This window comes from Rubellimicrobium arenae, from assembly GCF_017916275.1.
Lineage (GTDB): Bacteria > Pseudomonadota > Alphaproteobacteria > Rhodobacterales > Rhodobacteraceae > Rubellimicrobium > Rubellimicrobium arenae.
In genome coordinates, this window is record NZ_JAFMST010000006.1 from 227,787 (window position 1) to 251,871 (window position 24,085).

The 24,085-nt window shown below is 66.9% G+C and carries 22 protein-coding genes and 1 pseudogene; 12 read left to right on the forward strand and 11 right to left on the reverse strand.

Going from position 1 to position 24,085, the window contains the following annotated elements; translation table 11 throughout:
- Positions 1-168: 168 nt before the first annotated feature.
- Complete coding sequence (locus J3P31_RS11460) at positions 169-603, forward strand: SRPBCC domain-containing protein (protein WP_210528567.1); 435 nt, start codon at positions 169-171, stop codon at positions 601-603.
- 145 nt (positions 604-748) lie between these two features.
- On the opposite strand, the gene J3P31_RS11465 is transcribed toward J3P31_RS11460, so the two are convergent.
- From J3P31_RS11465 to J3P31_RS11480, 4 genes are all read right to left on the reverse strand, one after another.
- A complete protein-coding gene (locus J3P31_RS11465) occupies positions 749-1,258 on the reverse strand; it encodes an SH3 domain-containing protein (protein WP_210528568.1) in 510 nt (169 codons plus the stop codon).
- 160 nt (positions 1,259-1,418) lie between these two features.
- Entirely contained in the window at positions 1,419-2,147 is a 729-nt protein-coding gene (locus tag J3P31_RS11470) for an ATP-binding cassette domain-containing protein (RefSeq protein ID WP_210528569.1), read from the reverse strand.
- Positions 2,147-3,322, reverse strand: a complete 1,176-nt coding sequence (devC, locus tag J3P31_RS11475) for an ABC transporter permease DevC (protein WP_210528570.1) — start codon at positions 3,320-3,322, stop codon at positions 2,147-2,149. The genes J3P31_RS11470 and devC overlap by 1 nt, the downstream gene beginning before the upstream one ends.
- On the reverse strand, positions 3,319-4,536 hold the full coding sequence (locus J3P31_RS11480; RefSeq protein ID WP_210528571.1) for an HlyD family efflux transporter periplasmic adaptor subunit: 1,218 nt from the start codon (positions 4,534-4,536) through the stop codon (positions 3,319-3,321). The genes devC and J3P31_RS11480 overlap by 4 nt, the downstream gene beginning before the upstream one ends.
- Positions 4,537-4,583: 47 nt before the next feature.
- Between J3P31_RS11480 and J3P31_RS11485 the strand changes: the two genes are divergently transcribed.
- The 4 genes and pseudogenes from J3P31_RS11485 (at position 4,584) to J3P31_RS11490 (ending at position 6,792) form a co-directional block, all read left to right on the forward strand.
- Entirely contained in the window at positions 4,584-5,261 is a 678-nt protein-coding gene (locus tag J3P31_RS11485; RefSeq protein WP_210528572.1) for a TetR/AcrR family transcriptional regulator, read from the forward strand.
- Positions 5,262-5,726: 465 nt separating this feature from the next.
- The gene (locus J3P31_RS21625; protein WP_256439154.1) at positions 5,727-5,852 is read left to right on the forward strand and encodes a hypothetical protein; all 126 of its coding nucleotides are present in this window, start codon (positions 5,727-5,729) and stop codon (positions 5,850-5,852) included.
- Positions 5,853-5,998: 146 nt separating this feature from the next.
- A pseudogene (locus J3P31_RS21380) lies at positions 5,999-6,202 on the forward strand (winged helix-turn-helix domain-containing protein); the annotation flags it as partial.
- On the forward strand, positions 6,139-6,792 hold the full coding sequence (locus J3P31_RS11490) for an IS630 family transposase (RefSeq protein WP_246849459.1): 654 nt from the start codon (positions 6,139-6,141) through the stop codon (positions 6,790-6,792). The pseudogene J3P31_RS21380 and the gene J3P31_RS11490, both read left to right, overlap by 64 nt.
- 191 nt (positions 6,793-6,983) lie before the next feature.
- Here J3P31_RS11490 and J3P31_RS11495 read toward each other — a convergent pair whose 3' ends face one another.
- Complete coding sequence (locus J3P31_RS11495) at positions 6,984-7,502, reverse strand: HupE/UreJ family protein (RefSeq protein ID WP_210528573.1); 519 nt, start codon at positions 7,500-7,502, stop codon at positions 6,984-6,986.
- A 171-nt stretch (positions 7,503-7,673) separates the two neighbouring features.
- Here J3P31_RS11495 and opgC point away from each other — a divergent pair, with 171 nt between their 5' ends.
- The 4 genes from opgC (at position 7,674) to galU (ending at position 13,440) form a co-directional block, all read left to right on the forward strand.
- The gene (gene opgC, locus J3P31_RS11500; protein WP_210528574.1) at positions 7,674-8,945 is read left to right on the forward strand and encodes an OpgC domain-containing protein; all 1,272 of its coding nucleotides are present in this window, start codon (positions 7,674-7,676) and stop codon (positions 8,943-8,945) included.
- A gap of 127 nt (positions 8,946-9,072) precedes the next feature.
- Positions 9,073-10,866, forward strand: coding sequence for a family 16 glycosylhydrolase (locus J3P31_RS11505; protein ID WP_210528575.1), 1,794 nt, complete (start codon positions 9,073-9,075; stop codon positions 10,864-10,866).
- Positions 10,867-11,061: 195 nt separating this feature from the next.
- Positions 11,062-12,420 carry a GDSL-type esterase/lipase family protein gene (locus J3P31_RS21755; RefSeq protein WP_210528576.1) on the forward strand — a complete coding sequence of 453 codons (1,359 nt, stop codon included), beginning with the start codon at positions 11,062-11,064 and terminating at the stop codon, positions 12,418-12,420.
- Between the two features lie 129 nt (positions 12,421-12,549).
- Complete coding sequence (galU, locus tag J3P31_RS11515) at positions 12,550-13,440, forward strand: UTP--glucose-1-phosphate uridylyltransferase GalU (protein ID WP_210528577.1); 891 nt, start codon at positions 12,550-12,552, stop codon at positions 13,438-13,440.
- A gap of 22 nt (positions 13,441-13,462) precedes the next feature.
- Here the strand turns inward: galU and J3P31_RS11520 are convergent, their stop codons facing one another.
- From J3P31_RS11520 to J3P31_RS11530, 3 genes are read right to left on the reverse strand one after another with little or no spacing between them, the layout of a single operon-like run.
- Positions 13,463-13,897, reverse strand: coding sequence for an ATP-binding protein (locus tag J3P31_RS11520; RefSeq protein WP_210528578.1), 435 nt, complete (start codon positions 13,895-13,897; stop codon positions 13,463-13,465).
- Between the two features lie 11 nt (positions 13,898-13,908).
- On the reverse strand, positions 13,909-14,247 hold the full coding sequence (locus J3P31_RS11525; RefSeq protein ID WP_210528579.1) for an STAS domain-containing protein: 339 nt from the start codon (positions 14,245-14,247) through the stop codon (positions 13,909-13,911).
- Complete coding sequence (locus tag J3P31_RS11530) at positions 14,244-15,626, reverse strand: DUF3131 domain-containing protein (RefSeq protein WP_210528580.1); 1,383 nt, start codon at positions 15,624-15,626, stop codon at positions 14,244-14,246. Before J3P31_RS11530 ends, J3P31_RS11525 begins: the two co-directional genes overlap by 4 nt.
- A gap of 69 nt (positions 15,627-15,695) precedes the next feature.
- Here J3P31_RS11530 and J3P31_RS11535 point away from each other — a divergent pair, with 69 nt between their 5' ends.
- Positions 15,696-17,099, forward strand: a complete 1,404-nt coding sequence (locus J3P31_RS11535; protein WP_210528581.1) for a DUF3131 domain-containing protein — start codon at positions 15,696-15,698, stop codon at positions 17,097-17,099.
- A 19-nt stretch (positions 17,100-17,118) separates the two neighbouring features.
- On the opposite strand, the gene J3P31_RS11540 is transcribed toward J3P31_RS11535, so the two are convergent.
- Together J3P31_RS11540 and J3P31_RS11545 are read right to left on the reverse strand one after the other, a co-directional pair.
- The gene (locus tag J3P31_RS11540) at positions 17,119-18,480 is read right to left on the reverse strand and encodes a DUF3131 domain-containing protein (RefSeq protein WP_210528582.1); all 1,362 of its coding nucleotides are present in this window, start codon (positions 18,478-18,480) and stop codon (positions 17,119-17,121) included.
- Complete coding sequence (locus J3P31_RS11545; RefSeq protein WP_210528584.1) at positions 18,477-20,312, reverse strand: glycosyltransferase family 2 protein; 1,836 nt, start codon at positions 20,310-20,312, stop codon at positions 18,477-18,479. Before J3P31_RS11545 ends, J3P31_RS11540 begins: the two co-directional genes overlap by 4 nt.
- Before the next feature lie 131 nt (positions 20,313-20,443).
- Between J3P31_RS11545 and J3P31_RS21395 the strand changes: the two genes are divergently transcribed.
- Together J3P31_RS21395 and J3P31_RS11555 are read left to right on the forward strand one after the other, a co-directional pair.
- A complete protein-coding gene (locus J3P31_RS21395) occupies positions 20,444-22,438 on the forward strand; it encodes a PP2C family protein-serine/threonine phosphatase (RefSeq protein WP_210528585.1) in 1,995 nt (664 codons plus the stop codon).
- A gap of 506 nt (positions 22,439-22,944) precedes the next feature.
- Positions 22,945-23,232 carry a hypothetical protein gene (locus J3P31_RS11555; RefSeq protein WP_210528587.1) on the forward strand — a complete coding sequence of 96 codons (288 nt, stop codon included), beginning with the start codon at positions 22,945-22,947 and terminating at the stop codon, positions 23,230-23,232.
- Positions 23,233-23,596: 364 nt separating this feature from the next.
- Here J3P31_RS11555 and J3P31_RS11560 read toward each other — a convergent pair whose 3' ends face one another.
- Positions 23,597-24,007 carry a DUF6841 family protein gene (locus J3P31_RS11560; RefSeq protein ID WP_210528589.1) on the reverse strand — a complete coding sequence of 137 codons (411 nt, stop codon included), beginning with the start codon at positions 24,005-24,007 and terminating at the stop codon, positions 23,597-23,599.
- Between the last annotated feature and the right edge of the window lie 78 nt (positions 24,008-24,085).

Consider the following 24,085-nt stretch of genomic DNA (forward strand, 5'->3'; position numbering starts at 1 on the left):
CCATCGGATGAACCGGCGAGCGGCGGGCGTCAGCAGCCGCACGCTCCATGCCGGATCGGCAGGTGTTCGTCAAGGCGGATCCGGGCCGCCCTAGGGCTCATCGTTGCCGAATGGCGCAAACATCATTACCACTGGCAGCCAGATCAAGAGACAACACCCTCAGCAGACATGAAGCTCGTTACACAGCGGATTCTGCTTTATTCGCCAGAGCGCGTTTGGTCCGTTTTGGCTGATTTCGAGCACTACTCTGACTGGAACCCGCTGAACGTGTCCGCGATTGGTAAGGCCGGGTTGGGCGCCAGGGTGCCGATGACGTTCATGAACCCGGGCAGGCCAGGAGCGACCATCAAGCAGACCGTGACCGTGGTGGCCTTTGACCCACCCCGGTGGCTGGCCTGGCGCGGGCACATCCCGGTGCTGTTCACAGGTGTCCACTTCTTTGAACTTGCGCCATCGCAGGACGGAACCGAGCTTCACCATGGCGAGGTACTGTCAGGCCTGGTGCCATTGACCTGGACACGCGAACGGATGGCCAAGCAGACGGCGGCTTACGAACGGATGAACGACGCACTGGAGCAGCGCCTTGCTCGGATCAGCATCTGAGACAGGCAGGGGGCCGCTAAGCTCATCCGTGGACGCGTCCTGGAAAGCATAAGGATTTGTGGACTGCGGGCGCGTGGTCAGGTTCCGACAGCTGTCCCCGGGGACGCGTTGAGCCGGGCCGTCGTGGCCCGGCCCGGTCCAATTGTCACTGCCCGCTGAGATAGCGGCGGTTGACCCAGCCCTCCCAGCCGCCGGCGCGCACCTTTTGCCAACTGCCGACAGCATAGGGCAGAAAAGCGATGTCACATTCGTTGGGCGCGAGTTCCGTCAGGATCCGGGAGGTTGCGGCCGGCCAGGCTCGCAGGTTGAGGACGTCCCACTCCGCCACGCCTGTGACGCAGTACATGGCCGGCGAGACGGCGGCGAGGTAGCGCCGATGCGCCCAGCCCCGGTAGTGCCCATTCTCGACGGGGCACCAGTCGACCTGACAGTCGTCCATCAAGGTGACACCGCAGGCGGCATAGGGCAGGCGGGTCAGGACCCGCGATCCGGTGCCCGGTCCTTCCCGCAGGTTGAGCGTATCATCGGTGGCAATGTTGATGACGCAATGCTCTCCTCCGGAGACGAGCGGGTCGGCCGCAGCTCTGTCGGGCAGGAGCAAGGGGGCAAGTGCCATCGACAGGGCCGCAAGGAGGGAAAAGGTAGTGCTACGCATCGAATGATCTCTCTCGTGAAGTGATCCCCAAGTGCGGCAGACCACTGCGCAGGCTCTATGCGCCAAGCCCGAAAGATCCAAGAACACGCGCGCGTTAGCGAATATCCACCACGCCACTGAACCTGTTGCTGACGGGCAGGATGCAGGCGCGAGCGATCGCTCAGCCGGAAGCAGACCGAGGGAGGAGTTCCGCCGGTTGGTGCGCCTCGGCGCTGTCAGTGACCACGCGCCCATCCTCCAGCGTGATGATACGATCGGCGAGCTCCAGGATGCGGTTGTCGTGCGTCACCATCACCGTCGTGGTGCCTCGCTCGCGTCCCAAGGCCTTCAGCATGCGCACGACCTGCAGCCCGGCCTCGCGGTCGAGCGCGGCGGTGGGCTCGTCGGCGAACACCACCTCGGGGTTGGAGACCAGCGCGCGGGCGATGGCCACACGCTGCTTCTGCCCGCCCGAGAGGTTCTCGGGCAGGTAGTCCACCCGGTGCCCGAGCCCCAGAAGCTGCAGGATGTGCTCCGCGGCCGCGTCCTGTCGGCCCCGGTCGCCCCGGCCGTGGACCTCCAGGCCCATGAGCACGTTCTGCCGGGCTGTGAGGCTCTCATGCAGGTTGTGGGCCTGGAAGATGAAGCCGAGCCGGCGGCGGAGCGCGACTTGGCAGGCGGCCGAGGCGCCGCGGAGCTCCTCGCCCAGAAGCTGCACCGACCCGCCCTGCACCTCGCGAAGACAGCCCATCAGGGTGAGAAGGGTAGTCTTGCCCGACCCGGAAGGACCCATCAGGATGGTGAGGCTGCCGGGCTCGATGGAAAGGCTCACGTCGAAGATGGCCTGCTTGCGGGCCTCGCCTGCGCCAAACCAGTGGTCGAGATGGCGGACCTCGATGGGCGCGAGCATCAGAACAACTCCGCCGGATCGGCGCCGCGCAGCCGCTGCGTGGCAATTGCGCCCGAAAGCGCGCAGGCCAGGATGGTGCCCGCGAACACCGCAGCGGCCCTGAGCGCGGTCATGTCGACCGGCAGCCCGGTCTTCGCGGCCATGGCGGCGTAGATGCCGAGCGAGAGCATCACGCCGGGAAGGAAGCCCAGCACGGCCAGGATCAGCGCCTCCTCGAACACAAGGCTCAGAAAGAACCGATGAGGGTAGCCCATGGCCTTGAAGGTGGCGTACTCGCGAAGATGGTCGGCCACATCGGTCGCGAGCACCTGATAGACGATCACGAGGCCCACAAGCATGCCGATGAGCACGCCCATGCCGAAGATCACGCCCACGGGGCGCTGCGTGGTCTGGTAGGCGAGATCGGCGGAGGCGGCCTCCTCCAGGGTCCGAACCAGCACGGGCGCGTCGTCCAGCGCCTCGCGCAGCCCAGCAGCGACAAGGGTAGGGTCCTGTCCCTCAGCCACCCGGACCAGGATGTGGGTCGGTGTCCCCGCGAGCCGCTGGCCGAAGAGGCGTAGGAACGTCTGGTCCGAGGTGACCATCGCCCCATCGGCGCTGAAGCCACCACCCAACTCGACGGTGTCCACCGCCGTCAGAGCCACGCCGTTGGCCTCGAAGCGCAGCGGGTGGTCGGGTGAGACGTCGGCAAGGCTCTCCGGGTCCACTCCCCGTGTGCGGAGGTCTAGGAGCACCCGGTCCGCCACGGCAAGTTGTCGGAAGCCGGAGCCCACCGCAGGACCGGCAAAGCTCTCCGCTTCCGGTGGCAGGCCATAGACCGTCAGGGTCGCCGTCGAGCCGTCGGGGCGCGTCCAGTCCGTTTGCCCCAGATAGAGCGGCGCCGCGGCCGCCACGCCGGGCTCGGCGAGGGCCTGGAACATGACGCGCCGCGTCAGGGGGGAGCCGTCGGTGAGCGTATTGGCGTCCGACGAGGAGATCAGGATGTCGGCCTGCACAAGGGAGTAGGTGGCGCCGATCGTACCCTGCAGGGCCCCCAGCATCCCCAGCTGCACAAAGACCAGGATGTTGGCGAAGGCCACGCCTGCCATGGCTGCCACGAGCCGGGTGCGGTTGTGCGTGAGTTGCAGCCAGCCGATGGGCAGCCGCCCGAGGAGCCGGTGGAGAAGGCGTGTCATGGCTCTCCCGCCACGATCCGGCCCACGACCTCAAGCCCCGTAAGGCTGCGCGCCCTCTGGGAGGACACCGGGTCGAGCGCCACCGTCACGCGCACGACGCGGGCGTCGGCATGGGCGGCGGGGTCGTCCGCCAGGACGGACTGGCGTTCTACTTCAAGACCGATGCGGGACACCTCGCCCCGAAGGGGCGCATCGAGCGCCTCGGTCGTGAGCTCGACCGGCTGTCCCACATCGACCCGCTGCACGTCGGTCTGGTAGACCTCCAGCTCCGCTTCCATGCGGGCGATATCGCCGAGCTCCACCACGCCCGCCGCGCCGGGCTTCTCGCCTGGACGGACGTGGAGCCGCAGGATCGTGCCCGCCTGGGGCGCGACGACCACGCCTTTGGCGAGCTCCTGGCGGGCGCTGTCGAGCTCGGCTCGCGCTGCCTCAACCTCGCGCTGGGCGAGGAGGATGTCGGGCTGGGCGCCCTCGGCTTCTCCTTGGTAGCGGCTGAGCGTGGCTTCGGCCGCCTCAAGATCGCGCCCGGCCTGCGCGGCCGCCGCCTCGGCCCTCTCGAGCTGCGCTTGGGCGGCGACGCCGCGCTCGGCCAAGCCTTGGGCGCGAGAGAGTTCGGAGGTGGCCAAAGATAAGGCCGCTGCGGCCCGGTCACGGCCGGCCTGAGCCTCTCGCAGGCTCGCCGCCACGGCGGCCCGGGTCTGATCGAGCGCCGCCTCGCGGGCGGCCAGCTGCGCCTCGGCGCTGGCGACCCGCGCATGGAGCTGCGGCAGGCTGTCGAGCTCGGCCACGATCTGACCCGCGTCTACCGCATCGCCTTCCGCCACAAGGAGGTGAGCGACCCGCGCATCCCCGGCCCCATAGGGCAGGGCCAGCGTGACGACGTCGCCCTGGGGCAGGAGCCGGCCAAGCGCGACGACGTCGCGCGAGACAGCCATAACGGGAGCGGCTGGGGGCGGGGCTGCGACGGCAATGGGGCGCGAGGTGCCGCCCCCGGGCTCCAGCCCCGTCACGCCGAAGAACACGCGCAGGAGGGGTGGCTGGAAGTAGAGGCCGATCACCGCCCCGGTGAACAGGATCGCCATGACGAGCGGCACCCGCCAGAGGCGCAGGCGCCGAAACCGCTCGAACCGCTTCACGGGCCGGGCCACGGCCTTGCCGTTGTCGAGAAGCGGGAGCTTCGGGGCCTCGATGATCGTGATGGCTTGGTCTGTCATGGCGGCGCCTAGTTGACTAATGACCCGTTGGTCATTAAAGCATAGTCATGCCCCTCACGCAAGAACCGTCTCCGAGATCCGAGCCTGCTCCCCGCCGCCCGCGCCAACGCCGCAAGGAAGCGCGGCCCGGGGAGATCATCGACGCGGCCCTCGCGCTCTGGGCCGAGCAGGGCTTTGCGGCCACGCGGCTCGAGGCGGTGGCCACGCGGGCCGGGATCGCCAAGGGAACGATCTATCTCTACTTCCCGTCCAAGGAGGCGCTATTCGAGGCGGCACTGCGTGACCGGATCGGTGGTACGCTGGCTTCGGTGGGCGCGCAGCTGCCGGAACTGGAGGGAAGCCTTGAGGCGGAGCTCGGTCTGTTGCTCCACGCCATCTACGACCGGCTGCTCGAGACCGACAGCGCCGCACTTCTCAAGGTGCTGATCGGGGAAGGGCACCGCTTCCCAGGCTTGGTCGAGCTCTACCGCGAGGTCGCGCTGGCGAGCGGATTGGGAATGGTCCGGCGCATCCTCGAGCGGGCGGCCCAAAGAGGCGAGCTGCGCCTGCCACCAGAGGCCGTGGACCCGCGCATGGTCGTAGCCCCCGCGATTGCCGCGGCGGTCTGGCGGATGCTGTTCGGGGTCGGACCCTCCCTGGACCGGACAGCGTACGAGAAGGCACATCTCGATCTGGTGCTGCGGGGGCTGTTGGTGGAGCCATGCTCGACCACACAGTCACCGTGAGAAGCAGGATCATCGGGGGACAACCGAGAGGCATCAATAAACTTGCCTGCGATCGATGAGCCTTCTCGCGTATCGCAGCCTCGGACTGTGAAGCTGACCGCCTGTTGGTCGTTGCCAAGGCAGCTACTCGCGCCCGTTGCTGTCACCGTGTGAGCCAAAGATGTTGAGTTCGCTTTCTGGGATAGGCTGTGGCAGGAGCAGGCGGGCCTGGTCGGGGCCAGCAGTGCCCCCGCCGCTCGCCGCGCTCGGTGAAGGGTCCCATGGGTCAAATCTCAGCGGGAACTAGGTGCCCAGCCGGGTCAGTTCTGAGCGAGAATCAACAAGCAATGACGTTCTGAAAGGCGGCATACCATGGCAGCATTAGCCCAACTCATACGGTCTCCGGCTGATTGACTCAGGGAGGTGGGATTCCCAGCGGGAATCGAGAGGTTTACAGTCCTGCGCCAGCACAACGCGGGGGCAGACATGGCGCGGGTGGCGGATCATCTGAGCGTGGCAGAGTTGCAGGCGGGCTATCGAGGCAGCAAGGAGGCGACGCTGGCGCGGCATTACCAGGTTGTCTGGCTGCTGGCGCAAGGGCGGACACGGTGACCGAGACGGCGCGACTGACGGGCTTTGTGCCGCGCTGGGTCGAGCAGCTGCTGGTGCGTTACAATCAGCTTGGACCGTCCTCACTCGGTGACCGCCGCCGAGGCAACGGGACCAAGGCGACGATACTGACCCCTTCGGTGCTCGATATGCTGCGAGAGCGGTTGAAGAGCCCGCCCGAGGATGGCGGGGTCTGGACCTCGAAGAAGGTTGCAGCGCTGATCGCGGCCGAGCTTGGGCTGGCGGCCGTAGCGGAGCAGCGCGGCTGGGAGGCGCTCCGCGCCATTGGCTGGACGATCCAGCGACCCCGGCCCCGGCACGCCCGGGCGGCGAGCCCCGAGGCACAGGCAGAGTTCAAAAAAACCTTGCCCAAGCCGTCGCAGAAGAGGCAGAGCGCCATCCCGGCGCAGTAATCGAGACCTTCGCCACTGATGAGCACCGCGTTGGGCTGAAGCCGATCCTGCGCCGCATCTGGGCCCCGCGGGGCGAGCGGCCCGTCGCGGTCGGTCACCACCGCTTCGAGTGGCTCTATGTCACCGCCTTTGTCTCGCCGAAGACCGGCGAGAGCTTCTGGTACCTGTCCACCGGCATCTCCAAGCAGGACTTCGAGGACGTGCTGGCCCTCTTCGCGCGAGAAGCAGGCGCGGGCCGGGACCGCATCATCGTGCTCGTGCTCGACAACGCCGGCTGGCACAGCTCGCTCGGGCTCACCGTTCCGGAGGGGATCCGTCTCGTCTACCTGCCGCCCTATACCCCGGAGCTCCAGCCCGCCGAGACCCTGTGGGTCCACCTCGACGAGCCCATCGTCAACCGGCACTTCGACAGCCTCGCCGATCTCGACGCGGTCGTCGCCCGCCAGTGCGTTGCCCTCAACTCAGACCGAGACCGCGTCAGGGGCCAAGCCGGCTTCCATTGGTGGCCAGATCGTGTCGTCCCGAACTGATCACCCGGAGTTGGTATCACATACACAGTTGCTAGGTCTTGCCTATCGGTGTTGCCCCACCTTGCGGGATATAGGCGGACGAAGACCTGAAGCGCTCGGCTGAGCTGGGAACGGCTTCCCGCGGTCGAAGGGTCGATCCTCGGGGCCGGCCGTTCTCCCGTCTGATCTGGTTCTGACGTACCGCTGAGGTCTCAGCCCGGCTTGGGTAGGGCCTGCACGAGACCCACGCCCAGGACCAGCAGGACCGCGGAGGCGGACATTACGCCCAAGCCTTGCAGAAGCGGCAGGTCCGAGACCGCCTCCAGCCGGTGGACATAGCCATGGCAGCCCCCGAACATCGCCACGGTGCCGGCGGCTTCCCGCATCGGCAAGCGGAGAGGCACCACCAGGGCACCCGCGATGAGCAGGAGCGATCCCAGGATCAGCACATGGACTAGGGCGTCGATGAGCGGGAATGGCGGCTGCCCCGCCGCCAGCACGAAGCCCAAGGGCGTGCCCAGGAGATAGGCGGCCGGCAGCGCCCATTGCGCCGTCCCGCCCCATTGACTGGCCCAGAGACCCACGCCCAACAAGACCATGAAGTGGTCGAGGCCGAGGACCGGATCGAGGAGGCCCGCCGCGAGCGCATCCCGCCCCCGGTCTCCCCAGCCCAAGGAGGCCAGCAGCGACATCATGGTGAGAACCGCCGTCATCAGGGCAACGCGTTTCATGGATCCATCCAGGGCTTGCCTGGGCCTGAGCATAGATCAAAGCGGATCTCGGGCGAGAGGTCCGCGGCGGCCGGTCTTGCCTTATGGCTGAACCCTTTGCCCCCTTAAGGCATTCCCAACCCGTCGCAGATGAGCGAGCCTTGCAAATGCAACCAGCGGGAGGAGAACGCCATGGACCAGGTGTGCCGCGACCCGGCACGGGAGAGACGACCCACCCCGAGCATGACCTCCCTCTACGGCCGCAAGGGCTATCCCGCCGATACCGGCTCCCGCGACCTTCGCTTCGACTTCCTGCGCGGCTTTGCCATGCTGTCGGTGGTGGCCGCGCACCTCGAGTTCTTCTCCTGGTTCAACTTCCTGTTCTGGGAGCGGCTGGGTTTCATCTCGGCGGCCGAGCTATTCCTGGTGGCCTCGGGCCTGGTGCTGGGGCTCGTGAACCGCAAGGTGCTCGAGCGTGAGGGCATGGGGAGCGTGACGGAGCGGCTCTGGCGGCGCTCCTTCGTGCTGTGGCGGGCGCTGGTCGTGACGGTGATTCTGGTCATGATGATCCGAGGCTTGGGTCTCATCGACATGACGATGCTGACGGCCTTCACGGACCGCTTCTCCGGGCAGAGCTGGCCCATGGTGCCGGCCCCGGAGGTGCCCTGGCGCGACGACCTGGCGCTTATTCTCACCATGCGGGTGTCACCCCACCAGATCCAGATCCTGGGGCTCTACGTGGTCCTTCTGGCCCTGGCTCCTGCCGCCTTCTGGCTCCTGCAGCGTCGGCTTCTAGGGCCTTTCTTCGCCCTGACCTGGGGGATCTACTTCGCAGGCTGGCTCATGCCCGTGGACACGCCGCTCATGGCCATGCAGTGGGAGTTCGCCTTTCCCGTGATGATGTATCAGGTCTTCTTCACCCACGCCTTGGCGGTAGGCTACTTCCGGAGGGAGATCTCGGAGTGGCTGGCCCAGGCGTCACGGCGCATTCTCACAATCGCGGTTGGCGTCGCCCTGGCGCTTCTGTTCCTTATCGCCGCGCAGACGACGCCCAACCCGTCCTTCCCGGCCTGGTCGCACCTGGCGTGGCTCCCGGCCGAGCAGTGGCAGGCGCTCTACGACACCTATCTGATGAAGAAGCACCCCAGTCCCGTGCGGCTCCTCAACGTGGGCGCCTTCTTCGTCGCCTTTTACGCGGTCCTGACCTACTTCTGGGTGCCCATCAACAAGGCGCTGGGCTGGCTCCTGATCCCCCTGGGTGAGGCCAGCCTCTACGTGTTCCTGATGCACCTCGTCTTCATCGTGCTCATCGACCAGATCCCCGGTTACTTCGACCAGATTCCCGACTGGGCCCACGTCTGGCCCGGGCAGATCTGGATCAACACGGCGCTCTACATCGGCACCATTCTCGGCTTGTGGTTGCTGGTGAAGAACAAGGTTTTGTTCGGGGTTGTGCCACGATAGGGACTTGCGTGGCCCATTTGGCTCCCGATGAGCAACTCTGCCACAAGAACGATCATTGGCAGACGTCGCTTTGCCATTCCTCTCGTCTTGGCTGTGCCCTCCGCCGACCAGCAGCGAGAGGAATCGCATGTCCACGACCGAAGGCACCCAGTCCATCGACCTCGTTCGGATTGGCGAGCCGGCAACCACCGAAAGCTGGCTCGTGTCGGACTGGGCGGCGGGGCAGAGCACAATCATGGAATGGTCGCCTGAAAATGTGGTGGAGCAGGCAGACGGGAGCGTGACCTTCACGCTCGCTGCCGCGCCTGCGGGTTCCGCTTACGCCTACTGCGGCGGTGAGGTGCAGTCCTGCGAGGCGGCCTCGCTCGGCACCTGGACCTGGACGGCGCAGGCGCCGCAGATGGTGGACGGCGCCGTCTTCGGGATGTTCACCTACCGGGCCGACCACTTCAACGACCCCTGGATCGAGTTCGACTTCGAGTTCGTGGGCGCCAACACCACGCAGGTCCGGCTCAACATCCACATGGAGACGGCGACCGGCGAGCACGTCACCCTTGAGGACGCGAACGGGGCGCCGGTCATTGTCGACCTCGGCTTCGATGCCTCCCAGGGCCTCCACACCTATGAGATCACCGTCACAGGGACTGAGGCCATCTTCCTGGTCGACGGACAGGTAGTCGGCCGCTTCGGGGCGGCGGACATGCCCTACGGCACTTGGACCACCGGCGACATGAAGGGATTCACCAATCTCTGGTGCGTGGACCCCTCTCTCGCGAGCTGGGCCGGGACCTACGGAGGTGAGGCGCTCACGGCGACGGTGACTGCCATCGACGTCCTCCCCGGCGATCTTGGCGACTTCGGTCCTGCGGTGATCGACCCTTCGATCAACGGGGATACCGGCGACAACATCCTGATCGGCACGGATGGCGACGACACTCTCGACGGCCGCGCCGGGAACGACGATCTGACAGGTGGAACGGGAAACGACACCCTTCTCGGGGGTGACGGGGACGACAGCCTGAACCTGGACGCCGGAAGCGATGTCCTCGATGGCGGGGCAGGCCTCGACTGGGTTCGGGCAGGCGGATCGACGGCGGCCACCCTGGACCTCGCTTTGACGGCCGTGCAGGACACCGGCTTCGGGCTCGACGCCCTCAGGAACATTGAGAACGCTGCCGGCGGCACTGGGGGTGACAAGCTCTCCGGCAATGACGGCGCCAACACCCTGACGGGCGGCGCGGGGAACGACACGCTGATCGGCCGGGGCGGAGACGACCGGCTCGAAGGCGGGGATGGCAGCGACAGCCTCGAGCTGGATGCCGGCAACGATGTGCTCGACGGCGGCGCCGGAGCCGACTGGGTTGCCGTCACTGGCTCCGCCGCCGCGACGATCGACCTGGTCAAGACCGGGGCGCAGGCTACCGGCTATGGCACGGACACCCTCACGGGCCTCGAGAACGCCGCTGGCGGCTCGGGAGCGGACAAGCTCTATGGGACCAACGGCGCGAATGTTCTCCAAGGGAACGCGGGCGATGATCTTCTCTATGGCCGCGGTGGAGCCGATACCCTCGCAGCCGGGGCTGGTAAGGACACGATCTACGGCGGCGTCGATGGTGTCCGGGACGTGTTCGTCTTCGCCTCTGTCGCGGACAGCCTTGTCGGCGCAAAGCGGGACTCGATCTACGACTTCGTCTCCGGGATCGACGACCTCGACCTGAGCGGGATCGACGCGAACGCTTCCCTTTCCGGAGATCAGGCCTTCGGGTTCAGCGGGACCACGGCCGCGGCCAACTCGGTCTGGTTCACCGCGAGCCGGTCCGAGGTCATCCTCAAGGCCGACATGAACGGTGACAAGGTCGCGGATCTCGAGATCCGCACCGACGGCCTCACATCGCTGAAGGGCGACGACTTCCTCCTGTGACTTTTGAAGTGAACTCGGCGGCCATGTCGAGCGAGACGTGGGCGCACTTGTCGCAGGGGCACCCACACATTCTCACGCGCTCGTGATGACACAATCTCGCCACGATCTGTAAGAGGCGCCATCCCGCACGGACCAGCCTTCGACGAGCTCCTCTGCTCGGGGAAGAGCCCCCTTTCCACCTAAGGATGCGCGCGTATGGTCACGAAGATCATGGCCCTGGGGGCCTCGAACACCTATGGCATGTACGAGGACGCGACGTCGCCCGGCGGCTACCGCGGGCCGCTCCAATACATGCTGCAGTCCCAGGGCGTGAGCTATGACTTCGTGGGCCTTGACCGCGACGGTGCCATCCCGGATGCCGAGCACAACGGCCATTCGGGCAAGAGGATCGACTGGTACACCAGCCCGGTGAACGAGGGCATCTACGACCGGAACGGCACCTACAGCCACACGGTCAACAGTGGAACGCAGACCGCCGTCCAATACATGGTCGACCAGGCCGACCTGGTCTCGACCGACGTGGTCCTGCTGCTCGCGGGAACGAACAACGTCATCGCCGGCGAGAGCGCCGAGACGATGCTCACGAAGATGGATGAGCTGCTCCGCCAGATCGTCGAGAGCCCCGAGAGTCCCAACGTTATGCTCATGAAGCTGCAGTATGTCGGCGGCGACTGGTGGGCGGACGGGGATACGTCCCGGACCAACAACGACACGATCCGGATCTTCAACGAGGGCTTGGAGACACTGGTCGCGACCAAGTACAACACGAAGGGCGTTACGCTCATCGAGAACGGCACCACGGAAGCCGACCTGTCCTCCGATGGCGTCCACCTCAGCGAAACGGGTTACCGCAAGACGGCGGACGCGTGGTTCGACGCCCTGATGGCGAGTGGCGGTCTGGACCTGAAGTCGAGCCTCCCGCAGCTGGCGGCCACCACGGCCCGTGAGAGCGGGGCCTATGATGCTGTCAACGGCGTGGCGCTGACCGGCACCAAAAAGGCCGACAAGCTTACCGGGACCGCCAGCAACGATAAACTCGACGGCGGCGCGGGCGCCGACACGATGACCGGCCTTGCGGGCGATGACCTCTACACCGTCGACAACCGGAGTGACGTCGTGGTCGAGCAGGCCGGCGGCGGCGTGGACACCGTCCGGACGACGCTCAATAGCTATGCCGCCGGCAGCCACATTGAGAACCTGACCTTCGCCGGGACTGGCAGCGCCACCCTCACCGGCAACGGCCTCGACAACATCCTGCGCGGCGGCGCAGGGACGGACGTGCTCAACGGCGGCGCGGGCGCAGACCTCTACTGGGGTGGCGCGGGCGCGGACACCTTTGTGCTGCGCAAGGGCGAAGCCGCAGGCGACTGCGTGAACCTGGAGACAGGGGATCAGCTGCGCCTGGAGGGCTTCGGCCGTGGCGCCGTGCTGGTCGAGAACGGCGGGACCGCTGCGTCAAACGACTGGTGCGTCTCCTACAATGGCGGGGTCGAGGTCCTCAAGATCAACGGGCGCGCGACTCTGACCGAAGGCACCGACTTCATCTTCGTCTGAGGCCGGTGGCCAACTCCCCCACTCTGACGTGGCCGGCGGCAGTTCGCCCCTGTCGGCGGCTGGCTTTCCGTTGCGGAACTCACCGTTTCGCTTACGGTTTCCCTGAACACCAGTCGGAGGAGACCTGCAATGAAGCCCGTCACGAAAGCCATCTTTCCCGTCGCGGGTCTGGGCACCCGCTTCCTGCCCGCCACCAAGGCGCAGCCCAAGGAGATGCTGACGGTCATCGACAAGCCGCTCATCCAGTTCGCAGTCGAGGAGGCCATCGCGGCCGGGGTGACGCAGCTCATCTTCGTGACGGGGCGCACCAAGCGCGCCATCGCGGACCATTTCGACGCCACGCCCGAGCTCGACCGCCTGCTGCGGGACAAGGGCAAGGGCGACGTGGCCGAGGCACTCCGGGGCATCATCCCCCCGCATGTCACCTGCATCTACATCCGCCAGCCGGAAGCGCTCGGTCTCGGGCATGCCGTTTATTGCGCGGCGCCCCTCATCGGCGAGGATGAGGCCTTCGCCGTGCTTCTTGCGGACGACCTTATGCAGGGCGAGCCGCCGGTGCTGGCGCAGATGGCCGAGGTGCAGCGCGCCACCGGCAAGTCGGTCCTCGCGGTCAATCCCGTGCCCTTGGACGAGATCTCGAGCTACGGCGTCGTCGCAGCCCAGGATCCAGGCGAAGGTCGCTCAGCTGCGATCACTGACATGGTCGAGAAGCCCCCGAAGGGGGAAGCGCCGTCCAACCTCGCCGTGGTTGGGCGCTATATCCTGACCGGGGACATCATGCGCATTCTCGCCAAGCAGGAGCCGGGCAAGGGAGGCGAGATCCAGCTCACCGATGCCATCAAGAAGCAGATCCCGACCACGGGCGTCGAGGCCTTCCGCTACCGCGGGCGCCGTTACGACTGCGGCTCCAAGATGGGCTACCTGGAAGCCACGATGGACATGGGTCTTGCCCATCCCGAATACGGGCCCCAGCTCCGGGCGCGCCTTCAGGGCATGCTGGGCGGCAGCGCCGCCGCTTGAGGCCTCAGGCCTGCCTCCTGCGTCAGGCGCGCGCCCGTCGCAGGAGCGTGAGCACGTTCTGTCCCTCGTCGCTCCGGTAGGTCACCTCGTCCATGACCGAGGCGATGAGCGACAGGCCCATCCCTCCTTCGGGGATGTCGAGCAGGTTGGCCGGATCGAAATCGAAGCGACTGAGGCCGGCGCTGGCCAGGGCCTCGCCCGGAATGGGCCTGCCCCAGTCGCAGATGCGCACCACCACGCCATCCGGGATCTCGGACGCCTCGATGCGAATGGGCCCGCCCTCGGGCCCGTAGCCGTGGCGGACCACGTTGGTGGCGGCCTCGACAAGGGCGAGTTCTACGTCACTCGCCCCCTCCGCTCCCAACTCCGGCTCCGCCAGGGATCGAACGACCTCGGAGATGGGGCCGATGTCCTCCAGGCTGCTGCGGTCGAGAACCCAAGTCCGCTCGCTGGCCATCGCGCCTCGCCTTAGCCCGCCAGTTGCGTGACGGCCGCATCAACGCTGGGGTGCAGCGCAAAGACACGGTCCATGCGGGTGAGCGAGAAAAGGCGCGTCACGGCCCCCTGTGCCCCGGCGATCGCGAGGGTGCCCTTGGAGCCCAGCCGCTTGACAGCTGAGACCAGCGCGCCGAGCCCTGAGCTGTCGAGGAAATCGGTCTTGGAAAGGTCCAGCACGATCTGGCTGTGGCCGGCATCGATGTGGCGCAGAAGCTCCTCACGCAAGGCGGGCGCCCGGGCAGCATCAAGACGGGTCTCGCCCACGCGGAGGACCAGGATGTTGCCCTGAAGCTCGTCGGTGATGTTCATCCGGGTTGCTCCTGCTGCTCTTCGGTGACGCCCGGCAGGCATCGGTTCTGTTGCGAGTCGTTCGTCTCCACCCAGGCCAGAGGATTCTCCACCAGCTCAAGGATCGGCCCGTTCAACTTGAAGTAGAGCGTCTCCAGCATGATGCCATTGTTGTTGGCAGTGTATTGCTGGATCGGACCGCTGCCGTTCTCGTAGATGCCTTCGACGTAGCCCAGCTCGGGGTCGAACTGTCCGGCAATGTGCTCGAAGAGCTGCTCGGTGTAGCCGGTCTCCCACAGGCCCCAGAGACCCAGAGCGCCCTTGAGCGCGACGGCCGAATGCTGCGGCACCCATTCACCCGTGTCGGTGATGGTGGCCCAAGGGCGGCCGTCGCTGAAGATCGTGTCATAGACGAAGTAGGGCGCGTCCAGGAGCTGATGCTCGGTCCGGGCGGTGAGGATGCCCGTATCTTCGAACCGGCGCACCTGCGCCTCGTAAATGTTCTGCGCGGCCCTGGCGATCCAGGCCGGGATGTCGTCACCGGAGGGATCCGCGAAGCCGAACTCGATGCCGAGAAGGGCGTAGCTCTCGGTCACCACATAGTTGTGGGCCCCGAGCACGCGAGGGTCGCGGCTGTCGTAGGGTACCTCCACGCCATAGAGCCAGATCGTGCTGTAGGGCTCGGGATCGTAGGCGGCCTCCACGTTGAACCCCCAGAGCGCGAAGGCGGCCGCCCCATACTCCTCGTAGCCGAGCCGCCCCTCCTGGAGATAGAGCGTGGCCCCATCGGGACCGACCGAGGTGCCCTGCAGCACGCCCGCTTCGGTCACGATGTTACACCAGTTCCAGCGCCGGAGCGTGCGGCGCACCTCGGGCTGGAACTCGGGATAGCGCTGCTCGACGACCTTGAGCCAGACCATGAGCCGCGCAATGTCGAGGGCCGAACAGCCGATCTCGCCGGGCTCGTTGGTGTAGGTCGTGGGGAAGGCCGTCTGGGTGTGATAGACCTTGTTCGGGCACTCGGTCCGGAAAAGCTGAAGGTGCTCGAGGGTGCCCAGGAGCCGGTCGAGCCGATCCCTGACCTCCTGCTCCTCGATCAGGCCCAGACCCTGGGCCGAGATCATCGCGGCCATGTAGGAGCCGGTGTCCCAGAGCGTCGTCGAGGGATAGGCGTTCACGGCGTTGGTGAAGCCGGTGTCCGGCTGCCAGTTGGCTTCGAAGTAGCGCCAGGCGTTCCGGGCCATCTCCATCTCGGCCTCGGTGAGCTCGCCATGGCGGGGCTGGGCGATCGGCTCCACGGTAGACAGCGGCCGGTCGGGCCAGTGTTCGTCCGCCGAGGCCAGCGGGGCCGAAATGATGCCGAGGAGAGCCAGGAGCGCGGGACGGGCGGTCGTGGTCACGTGTGGAACCTCAAGGCCGGGAACATAGATGGACAACGGGCGGTTCGCTTTCGTTTCGGAGGATAGAGCATGGCTTTCGGTGAACAAGGAACCCGCGTCCGGCGCCAGGGCCTGTTTGGCGGCTGCGTGGCTCTCCTGCTCGTCCCGCTCGCGGCTGCGGCCCAGGAGAGCGAGCGCCCGCCACCCACCTCCAGCGCCGCCTTGGACACGCCCCTGACCGAGGAGGAGCTGGCCTGGGCTCAGGCGGCTTGGGCCTACTTCACCAGCACCGGAGACGCTCCGCCCGCCGAAGGCGCCCCGCCCCGGCCGCCCTTGGTTCCTGCTCGGGCCGGAGCGCCCATCGCGTCCGCCTGGTCGATGGGCGACCAGCTCGCCGCCACCCTTTTGGCGCACCGTCTCGGACTCATCGATGACCGCGAGTTCGACCAGCGGTTCACGCGCCTGCTCACCTACATCAGCACCATGCCACTCGCCTTTGGGGAACTGCCCAACCGCTTCTACAGCACCGACACCGGGGCCATGCTGGGCGAGGACTTCGCCGAGGGCCAGGCGGGCTGGTCGGCGGTGGACACGGGACGCCTGCTGATCTGGCTCAGGATCGCAGCGGAGCAGCATCCGGAGTTCGCCTCCTTCATCCGCAACGCGGTGGGCCGGTTCAGTGTCTGCGGCGCGATCTCGGACCAGTCCCGGCTTCAGCGGAGCCGGCCCGGCGAGAACGGGACCGAATACGCGGCCGAGACCTCGCGCGGCTACGACTCCTACGCCGTGCAGGGCTACCGGGCCTGGGGTCTGGACGCCCCCATTCCCCAGACGGGGCCGGCCAATGCGGAAATTGACATCGACGGCGTCCGCTTCCCCTTGGACGTGGATGTGACCTCGCAGGCGCCAATCATGACCACGCCGCCTGCCTACATGGGGCTGGAGTTCGGCTTCCTGACTCTGGGCCCATTGTCCGGCGAGGAGGTGGCCGGCGGGCTGTCCTCAGGGGACCTGATGACGGCCGTCTACAACCTCCAGGCCCTGCGCACCACAGAAGCAGGCCTCCCGACGGCTCGCGCCGACTTCCGCCGCTCGGAGGAGCCGTTCACGCTGTATGGCACCATCCTCGCCAACGGCTATCCCTGGTCCACGGTCGATCCCGGGGGCACGCTCTATCCCCGGCTGGACCTTATCTCCACGCGGGCCGTCTTCGCTCTCGACGCGTTCTTCGACGGCGCGGTCATCGACACGCTGACTGCCCTCACGGCGGAGCTCCATGACCCGGCCGCAGGCTGGTATGAGGGGCGCTACGAAGCAACGGGGGCCTACGAGGCGACCCGCACCAGCGCCACCAACGCCTTCGTGCTGGAGGCGATCGCTTATCGGCACCTTGAGGCGCTGTTCCCAAGGACAGCCTGGCCCGAGGAGCTCGGGCCAGCCGCCTCGGTCGGCGGGAGCTGCCGCCTGCCCCTGGCGGTCCCTGCGCCGACCTGATGCGGGTGCCACATCGCTGTCAGGGCGTGGCGGCCGACGCGGTCTCGTCCCGCTCCTCGCCGCCCTGCGGATGCAGGATCGGCCCCAGCGCCCAGTAATGCAGCGCTTCCAGGATCACCGCGTTGGTGTTGGCGGCGAGAACCGCATTGGGCTCGCCCAGGGACTCGTAGTGTCCCGTCTGCCAGCCGTTCGGCGTCTGCAGGTCCCAGACGGCGGCGGCGAGTTCTTCGGTGTAGGGCGTGCGGTAGAGCGCGTGCCAGCCCAGCGCTGCCTTGGTGCTGAGGATGCGGAACTCGTCCGCGTCCTCGCCGGTGTCCGTCTGCACCGCCCAGGGCTCGCCCTCGGCGACGACGGAGCTGAAGATGAAATGCGGGGCGCGGTCGAGGTGGTCCTCGGTGACGGCGGTCAGGATCCCCGTCTCGGCATGCCGCCGCTCCTGCGCCTGGTAGACGCGCCAGGCGAGATCCCGCAGGCGCGTGTCCCAGCCGAACTCGAGCGCCGCGAGGAGGTAGGGCTCGCTCAGGGTGTGGGCGTGGGCGCCGAACTCCTCAGGATCGCGCTGATCGACGGGCACGTCCAGGCCCGCCACATCAACCCAGTCCAGATGCGCCTCGACGCGGGCGGCCTCACCCACGTCGTAGCCCAGAAGCGCGAAGCCCTTGGCCGAATACTGCTCGTAGCCGAGACGGCCTTCCTGCACGAGCTCGTAGCCCCCACCCTCGCTGGGCAGGGCCCCGATCATCTCGCCGTCCTGAACCGCTGAGGCGAGGTCCCAGTGGTCCAGCACTGCGTCCACGCCTGCTGCGTGCTCAGGGTAGTGACGCATCAGCGCGTCAAACGGGACGAGGATGCGGCCGAGGTCCAGGGCCGACCAGCCGATCCCCGCCTCAGTCGGGGTGTTGGCGTAGTCGGTCATGGCGAGGGTCGTCGTGTCGTAGGACTTGTTCGGCAGCCGCCCGTCGTAGAGCGGCAGGCGCGCGAGGCTGTCCAGGGCCTGCGTCATCCGCCGGTCGAACTCCTGCCGGGGAAGGATACCCAGCCGCTCGGCCGCGATGGCGGCCAGCAGGTAGCCCCCCGTGTCCCACATGGTCGTGGCCGGGTAGCCTGCGACGGAGTTGACGAGCCCCGTGTCGGACTGGGTGTTGCCCTCGAAATAGGCCCAGGCGGCGCGCGCAGCCTCGAGCTCATCATCGCCGAGCGGCTCCAGCGGCGGACGTGGCGCAGCCGCGTCCGGGTCGGCGGTCCAGGCAGACGCCGTGGACGTGCCCCCGGTTTCCCACTGCTCCAGCCAGTAGACCAGGGCAAAGGCGGAGATCAGCGCCAGGAGGAAGACGATGTGCCCACGGGCGCTCCTCCAGCCGTTGTGGGTGGGGGTCGTCATGCAGGAACTCCTTCCAGTTCGTCGTCACCTTCCTCCGGCTTCCAGAAGGCGGCAAAGATCATGCCGCCCATGGCCAGGATGTTGTTCGCCGCCCAGAACCCGTTGGCCACGATCCCGCCCAGCGTGTAGCCTTCCCGCCCCAGGGCCCAGGACAGGAGCCCGAACAGGAGCGCGAGCAGCGTCACGGCCACGACGGCGATCTGCGGCGCCACGAGCCGGGCGAAGTTGCCCGACTGCCGCACCTTGGGCGTGACCGGGAACTTGATCTTCTCGCCCCGCGCCACGGTCCAGAGCGCGCGCAGGTTGATCGGGAAGAAGGAGATGTACCACAGCTTGGAGCGGTAGCCGGAGATGCCCCAGGTGCCCACCATGGCGGCGAACTCGTTGAGGATCAGGAACGGCAGGATATGGACGTAGAAGTCCGTCGTATAGGCCGCGACCGGCGCGATCCCCGTGGTGAGATACACGACCGGCGCCAGGAGGAAGACCACGTTCCACAAGGCGCCGAGATAGGACCAGAAGGTCGCGCCGTACATGACGCGCTGCCAGAACGACATCTTGCCGCGGAACAGCGGATTGTCGTGGAACAGGATGTCGAGGCTGCCGCCTGCGTACTTGAAGCGCTGCACCGTCCAGCTCAGCAGGTCCTGCGGTGACAGCATCTTGCACTCGATCCAGGGGTGCAGGACCGACTTCCAGCGCCGCACCGGGTCCCCGTGAAGCTCGATGGAGGTGTAGATGTCCTCGGAGACGTGGAACTTGTAGGGCGTGAACTCCTGCTCCTCCAGCGCGCCGGCCACCAGCGCGGACCGGACCTCCGGGCCAAGCTCCCGCTCCGAAGTGAGCTTGCGCACGGCCGCTGCGTCCTCTCCCGCGCGGCGCAGCACGTCATCGGCGTAGGCGCCCAGCGCCGCCTGCATGACTGCCTCGCGCCGGTGGATGGACCCCGCGCCGCAGCAGAAGGACGCGTTGGCCCAGTTCCGCCGCCGCAGGATGACCTGGTAGAACATCTCGGGGTCGTTGAGGAACGGGTCCTCGCCCACGCGGATGGGCCCAAACACCGCCTCCACCGTCCGCCCGATGCCACGGCCCACCGCGCCGAGCTTTCGGCTCATCGCTTCAGGCAAGGGCGTGCCCTCGGGCAGGTCATAGAACCACTGCGGTGTCTGCACCCAGGCCACGTCGGGGTCACGGAAATAGCCCAAGGTGCGCTCAAGCATCGTGGGCATCGGGCGCGTGTCGGCGTCGCAGATGATGATGAAGTCGCCCGCGCTCTGCTCCATGGCGTTGCGGAGGTTGCCTGCCTTGAAGCCCAGGTTGTTGTCGCGGGTGATGTAGCCCACGCCCTCCGCCTCGGTCATGGCCCGCATCTCGGGGCGGCGGCCGTCGTCGAGGACGTGGATGCGCAAGTCGATCGCGTGGGGGTAGCGCATCGCCTTGGCGTCGCGCACGCCCCTCTGCACGATCTCCACATCCTCGTTGTAGGTGGTGAAGAACACGTCCACCACCACCGGCCTGTCGGGGGTGGCCGGGTCGTCCACGCAGTCGCGGATGGAGGCCGGAGGGGAGAGGACGGGATAGTCCTGCACGCGCCAGAGATTGATCGTGAACAGGATCAGCCCGACAAAGGCCAGGGTCTCCGCGAGCACCAGCGGGATCGCGAACCACAGCGCCTCCGGGTTGAGGCTCTCGGTCCAGCGCCACCAAAGATACCAAGCGCCCAGAACGAGGCTGATGGTCGCAAGGTACTGATAGAGCAGCTCGCGTGCGGGGGAGTGCGGCAGGGGCTCCGGCGGAACGCGGCCCTCATACCGGTCAAAGTAGTAAGCCATGGACAGCTTCCTGTGGAGCCCAACGCTTTTGTTCATTGGACAATAGCTTGGAACCACAAGCGGGCCACACTATCAGCCCGCGAGTGCGTTCTCCGCATACCCTTCCGGCTTTCCTCATAGGGACGTCACCTGTGTTCACCATCCGCCAGACCCTGACCGGCCTTTTCCTGCTCCTGGGCCTCGGCCTGTGCGTATCGGTGGCGATCCAGACCTGGACCGCGTTCGAGCAGTATCGGGAAGCCCAGGACCTGACGGTATCCAACCTGGCGAGAGAGCAGCTCTCGCGCGCGGCGGTGGCCGTCGCAGAGGAGAGGACCGAAGCGTATCTGTCCCTGCTGGGGAAAGCGGGGGTCGAGCGGACTGCGACGGAGCTCAGCGGCGCAACCGATGCTGCCTTCGTCGAGGCCGCGGAGACGCTGGCCCGGATCAACGGCGAGACCAGGTCCGCCGTTCTGGAACAGATCGAGCGGACCCTGGACAGCCACCGGAACACAGCGGCCGCAGCCTGGCTCAGGACGAACCGGGAGGCCCGGACTACGGCCGCAGCCGGGCTCTTGGCCGGCTATACGGCGGTGATCGAGGACTTGGTGACCCTCCGGGTCTCCCTGCTGGCGCAGGAACACCCGACGGACGCCGGCACGGCCAACGCCTTCCAGCTCCGGCGTTACACCTCCATCCTGCTTGAAGCCCTCATGCAAAACGAGGCCGTGATCGGCGGCCTTCTGGCGGACCTGCCGCCGGCCGCCGAGCGCGCCGCCTGGGACCAGATCCGCGGCAACTCGGAGCGGGCCGAGCTGGCCTTCGATCTCATCACCAACAGGTCCGCGGTCGAGGATCGGCCACTCCGCCTCGGGCTGGCCTCTCTGACCGTGGCCTATGCCGACCGTTACCGTCCGCTGGAGCAGGAACTGATCGCGGCGCTCGCCGACCCGGACCCGGCGGGGGACTCCATCGACTCCGAAGCCACCCGCCTGCTCTGGGACACACGGCAGATCACGCGCACCGGCGCCGACCTGCAGGAGAGCCTGTTCACCTATTCCCGGGATCGGCTGGCGCAGCAGCAAAGGCGAGCCTCATGGCTGGCGCTTCTCTGGCTGGGCACGCTTCTTATCGGCCTCGGCGCCGTCGCGCGGGGTGCGTGGGTGGTGAGCCGCCGGGTCATCCAGCCTTTGGGTTCCTTGCGCGACAGCATGCTTGCTCTGGCCGGTGGCGACCTCCAGGTGGCTCTGCCCGAGCGCTCCCGCAAGGACGAGGTGGGCGCCATGTCCGATGCCCTGCGGGTCTTCAAGGCCAACGCCATCCGCCGGGCCAGGCTGCAAGAGGAGCGCGTGGCTCTGCACGAAAAGCTTCAGGCCGCGCACCAGCAGCTCCAGAAGGACCTGGAAGCCGCATCCGCAGTCCAGCTCTCTCTTCTTCCTGCGGCCGCACGGCTGGGGGGCGTCCGGTTCACCGGGCGGCTCCAGCCGTCTCACTTCATCTCCGGCGACACCTACGACGTCTTGCGCCAGCCGAACGGACCCGTCCACTTCTTCCTGGCCGACGTGGCTGGGCACGGTGCGGCCGCGGCCCTCGTGTCGGTGGCCTCGCGCTATGCCGCCGCCCAGGCGATTCTGCAGCGCCGGGCGGGCGACAGCCTCGCCCACACCATGGCCATCCTAAACGACGACTGGCCCGAGCACCTGCCCTACTTCACCGTGATCATGGGCGAGTTGCGCCCCGAGGAGGGGCGGGGAAGCCTTGTTCAGGCGGGCCATCCGCCTCCAGTCCTCCTGCGACGCTCCGGAGCCGTCGAGATGATCGGCGAGGGTGGATTGCCCATAGGGGTCATCCGAGGGGCCAACTTCGATGAGATCGCCTTCGGCTTCGAGCCCGGTGACCGGCTCCTGATCTACTCCGACGGGCTCAGCGAGGCGGAGAGCCCCGACGGTCAGCCGTTCACGGAAGAGCGTCTACTCGATCTGCTGCGGGGCCGCGTTCATCTGCCCACGGAGGATCTTGTCTCCGTCGTCACCCAATCAGTCCAGGATTGGCGCAGTTCCGAGACGATGGTGGATGACATGACCCTACTCGTTCTCGAGGCCACCGAAGGTGACGAGGAGGAGGACTGGCGGGTCGCCGCGGAGTGAGAGGATCTGGTACTACGGCCGGCAACAATCGGAGGTCCAGTGCTCGGGGCGATCTACCCGTGCTTCATAAGGGAGCGTTACTAAACAGTCACCCTGAGGAGCGGGACCGTCGGGGAATGGCCGGGACGCATCAGCGGCACCAGTATTTCCCCCAACCCGGGTTAGGGGGGCGCTTACGAGTCACAAACAGGGACTCGACCTTCCAGCAACTCACTTTTGATGGTATTTACCTTGGTATCTCAGTTGATCTTCAGACTAAAGGTCTGATAAATCTGAATATTTGGGTCCCTTCTGCGGCACCACGCCAACTCAAGCAGCCTCGTTGAACCGGCTCCTAAGAGTGAGCTCTCGCTCTCAGGTCCACGATCTGTGTAATTCACCTCGAACAGTACGGCATAAGGAATTGATGTCAGGCATCGGTCTGACGGCGGTCTGGTCAGCCTTTTCGCTGAACGTCGCAGCGCCTTGCAGATGCGCCGAATGCTCTGAGTGGACAAACGGCGGCTTTGCCCCAACTCAGGCGCATGAGCCGCGAGATCGTAAACCTGACCTGCGCCGAGCTACCTGGGACCGAGAAGGTGCCGGGGCCTGAGGGCACCGACCTCTGGACCGCCGCGCACGAGCCGTTTGCCCGAGTGGGCGAGCAGGTGGAGGTGCGAGAGGATGGCCGCTGGGCCGAGGTGCCGACCAGCGATCTCCAAGTATTGCGGACGCGGATCGTCGCGGCGTACGAGACCTTGCGCGCCTCGCTTCCACCTGAGGTCCAACCCACCCTGGACCGGACCAGCGGCTGACCTTGCCAGCACGGCGCACAGGGGTCGTGGTCCGAGCTTGGCGCGGGACGTGTTCAGCGCGTGCAAGGGAGGGGGAGCCCTCAAGGGCCCAGCGCAAACACGGTGATGATGGACATCATCGTCAAGTCTCCTCCGTGGTGGGAGGACCGCGTCCCGGACGCGCCCCTGCTCGTGGCCGTGCTTGCCAGAGCGGACGGGCAACCCGTCCGTGGCTGGAAAGATCGTCTCCTCTTGCTGGGTGCTCGAAGGTTGCTGTCAGGCTGGAAGAGGCTCTCGGGTCAGACCATGCATCCGCAGGCGCCATGTATGCACCACGCGGAATCCGGCATCCACGCGCTCGACGCAGCCATTATCCGTTGCCGCATCAGAGTTGCGCCCCGCGTGCGGCCCAGGCCGCCATCTCGCCGTCGGGGATCGTCAAGGTCACTCGCCAACGGTCGGTGCGACGCAGGAGGTAGACGTGCTCCCACTCTGCCACCACGACGCCGCCTTCGCCATGCATCTGGTACGCCACCCGAGCCTCGGCGACCTGCGGAAAGAGCTCGGCTGCGGATAGCAGGCGGCCCTCAGGACGAACGACACCCTGTTGACGGTAGAAGTCCATTAGCGTCGCGCAGTGGTCCCGGAAGGTTTGCCGGTCCATGGCGAAGTTTCCGGCCGGGGAGGGAAACAGCCCGACCGGTTCCCACAGGTCGCAGACCGCATCGGCGTCCCATCGCGCGAAGGCATCGACATAGCTGTCGAAGAACGCCCCGATCTCATTGTGCAGACTCAAGACAGATCTCCCTGTTCGCTTGGGGCCTCCGCCCTCTCAGGCCGCCGCCTCCCCCCACAGGCAGGAGGTCCCGGCCCG

What these genes read in the sequence shown, in the direction of transcription:
- J3P31_RS11460 (WP_210528567.1), top strand. Translation starts at nt 169, where the DNA reads ATGAAGCTCGTTACACAGCGGATTCTGCTTTATTCGCCAGAGCGCGTT.
- J3P31_RS11465 (WP_210528568.1), bottom strand. Translation starts at nt 1,258, where the DNA reads ATGCGTAGCACTACCTTTTCCCTCCTTGCGGCCCTGTCGATGGCACTT.
- J3P31_RS11470 (WP_210528569.1), bottom strand. Translation starts at nt 2,147, where the DNA reads ATGCTCGCGCCCATCGAGGTCCGCCATCTCGACCACTGGTTTGGCGCA.
- devC (WP_210528570.1), bottom strand. Translation starts at nt 3,322, where the DNA reads ATGACACGCCTTCTCCACCGGCTCCTCGGGCGGCTGCCCATCGGCTGG.
- J3P31_RS11480 (WP_210528571.1), bottom strand. Translation starts at nt 4,536, where the DNA reads ATGACAGACCAAGCCATCACGATCATCGAGGCCCCGAAGCTCCCGCTT.
- J3P31_RS11485 (WP_210528572.1), top strand. Translation starts at nt 4,584, where the DNA reads ATGCCCCTCACGCAAGAACCGTCTCCGAGATCCGAGCCTGCTCCCCGC.
- J3P31_RS21625 (WP_256439154.1), top strand. Translation starts at nt 5,727, where the DNA reads ATGGCGCGGGTGGCGGATCATCTGAGCGTGGCAGAGTTGCAGGCGGGC.
- J3P31_RS11495 (WP_210528573.1), bottom strand. Translation starts at nt 7,502, where the DNA reads ATGAAACGCGTTGCCCTGATGACGGCGGTTCTCACCATGATGTCGCTG.
- opgC (WP_210528574.1), top strand. Translation starts at nt 7,674, where the DNA reads ATGGACCAGGTGTGCCGCGACCCGGCACGGGAGAGACGACCCACCCCG.
- J3P31_RS11505 (WP_210528575.1), top strand. Translation starts at nt 9,073, where the DNA reads ATGTCCACGACCGAAGGCACCCAGTCCATCGACCTCGTTCGGATTGGC.
- J3P31_RS21755 (WP_210528576.1), top strand. Translation starts at nt 11,062, where the DNA reads ATGGTCACGAAGATCATGGCCCTGGGGGCCTCGAACACCTATGGCATG.
- galU (WP_210528577.1), top strand. Translation starts at nt 12,550, where the DNA reads ATGAAGCCCGTCACGAAAGCCATCTTTCCCGTCGCGGGTCTGGGCACC.
- J3P31_RS11520 (WP_210528578.1), bottom strand. Translation starts at nt 13,897, where the DNA reads ATGGCCAGCGAGCGGACTTGGGTTCTCGACCGCAGCAGCCTGGAGGAC.
- J3P31_RS11525 (WP_210528579.1), bottom strand. Translation starts at nt 14,247, where the DNA reads ATGAACATCACCGACGAGCTTCAGGGCAACATCCTGGTCCTCCGCGTG.
- J3P31_RS11535 (WP_210528581.1), top strand. Translation starts at nt 15,696, where the DNA reads ATGGCTTTCGGTGAACAAGGAACCCGCGTCCGGCGCCAGGGCCTGTTT.
- J3P31_RS11540 (WP_210528582.1), bottom strand. Translation starts at nt 18,480, where the DNA reads ATGACGACCCCCACCCACAACGGCTGGAGGAGCGCCCGTGGGCACATC.
- J3P31_RS11545 (WP_210528584.1), bottom strand. Translation starts at nt 20,312, where the DNA reads ATGGCTTACTACTTTGACCGGTATGAGGGCCGCGTTCCGCCGGAGCCC.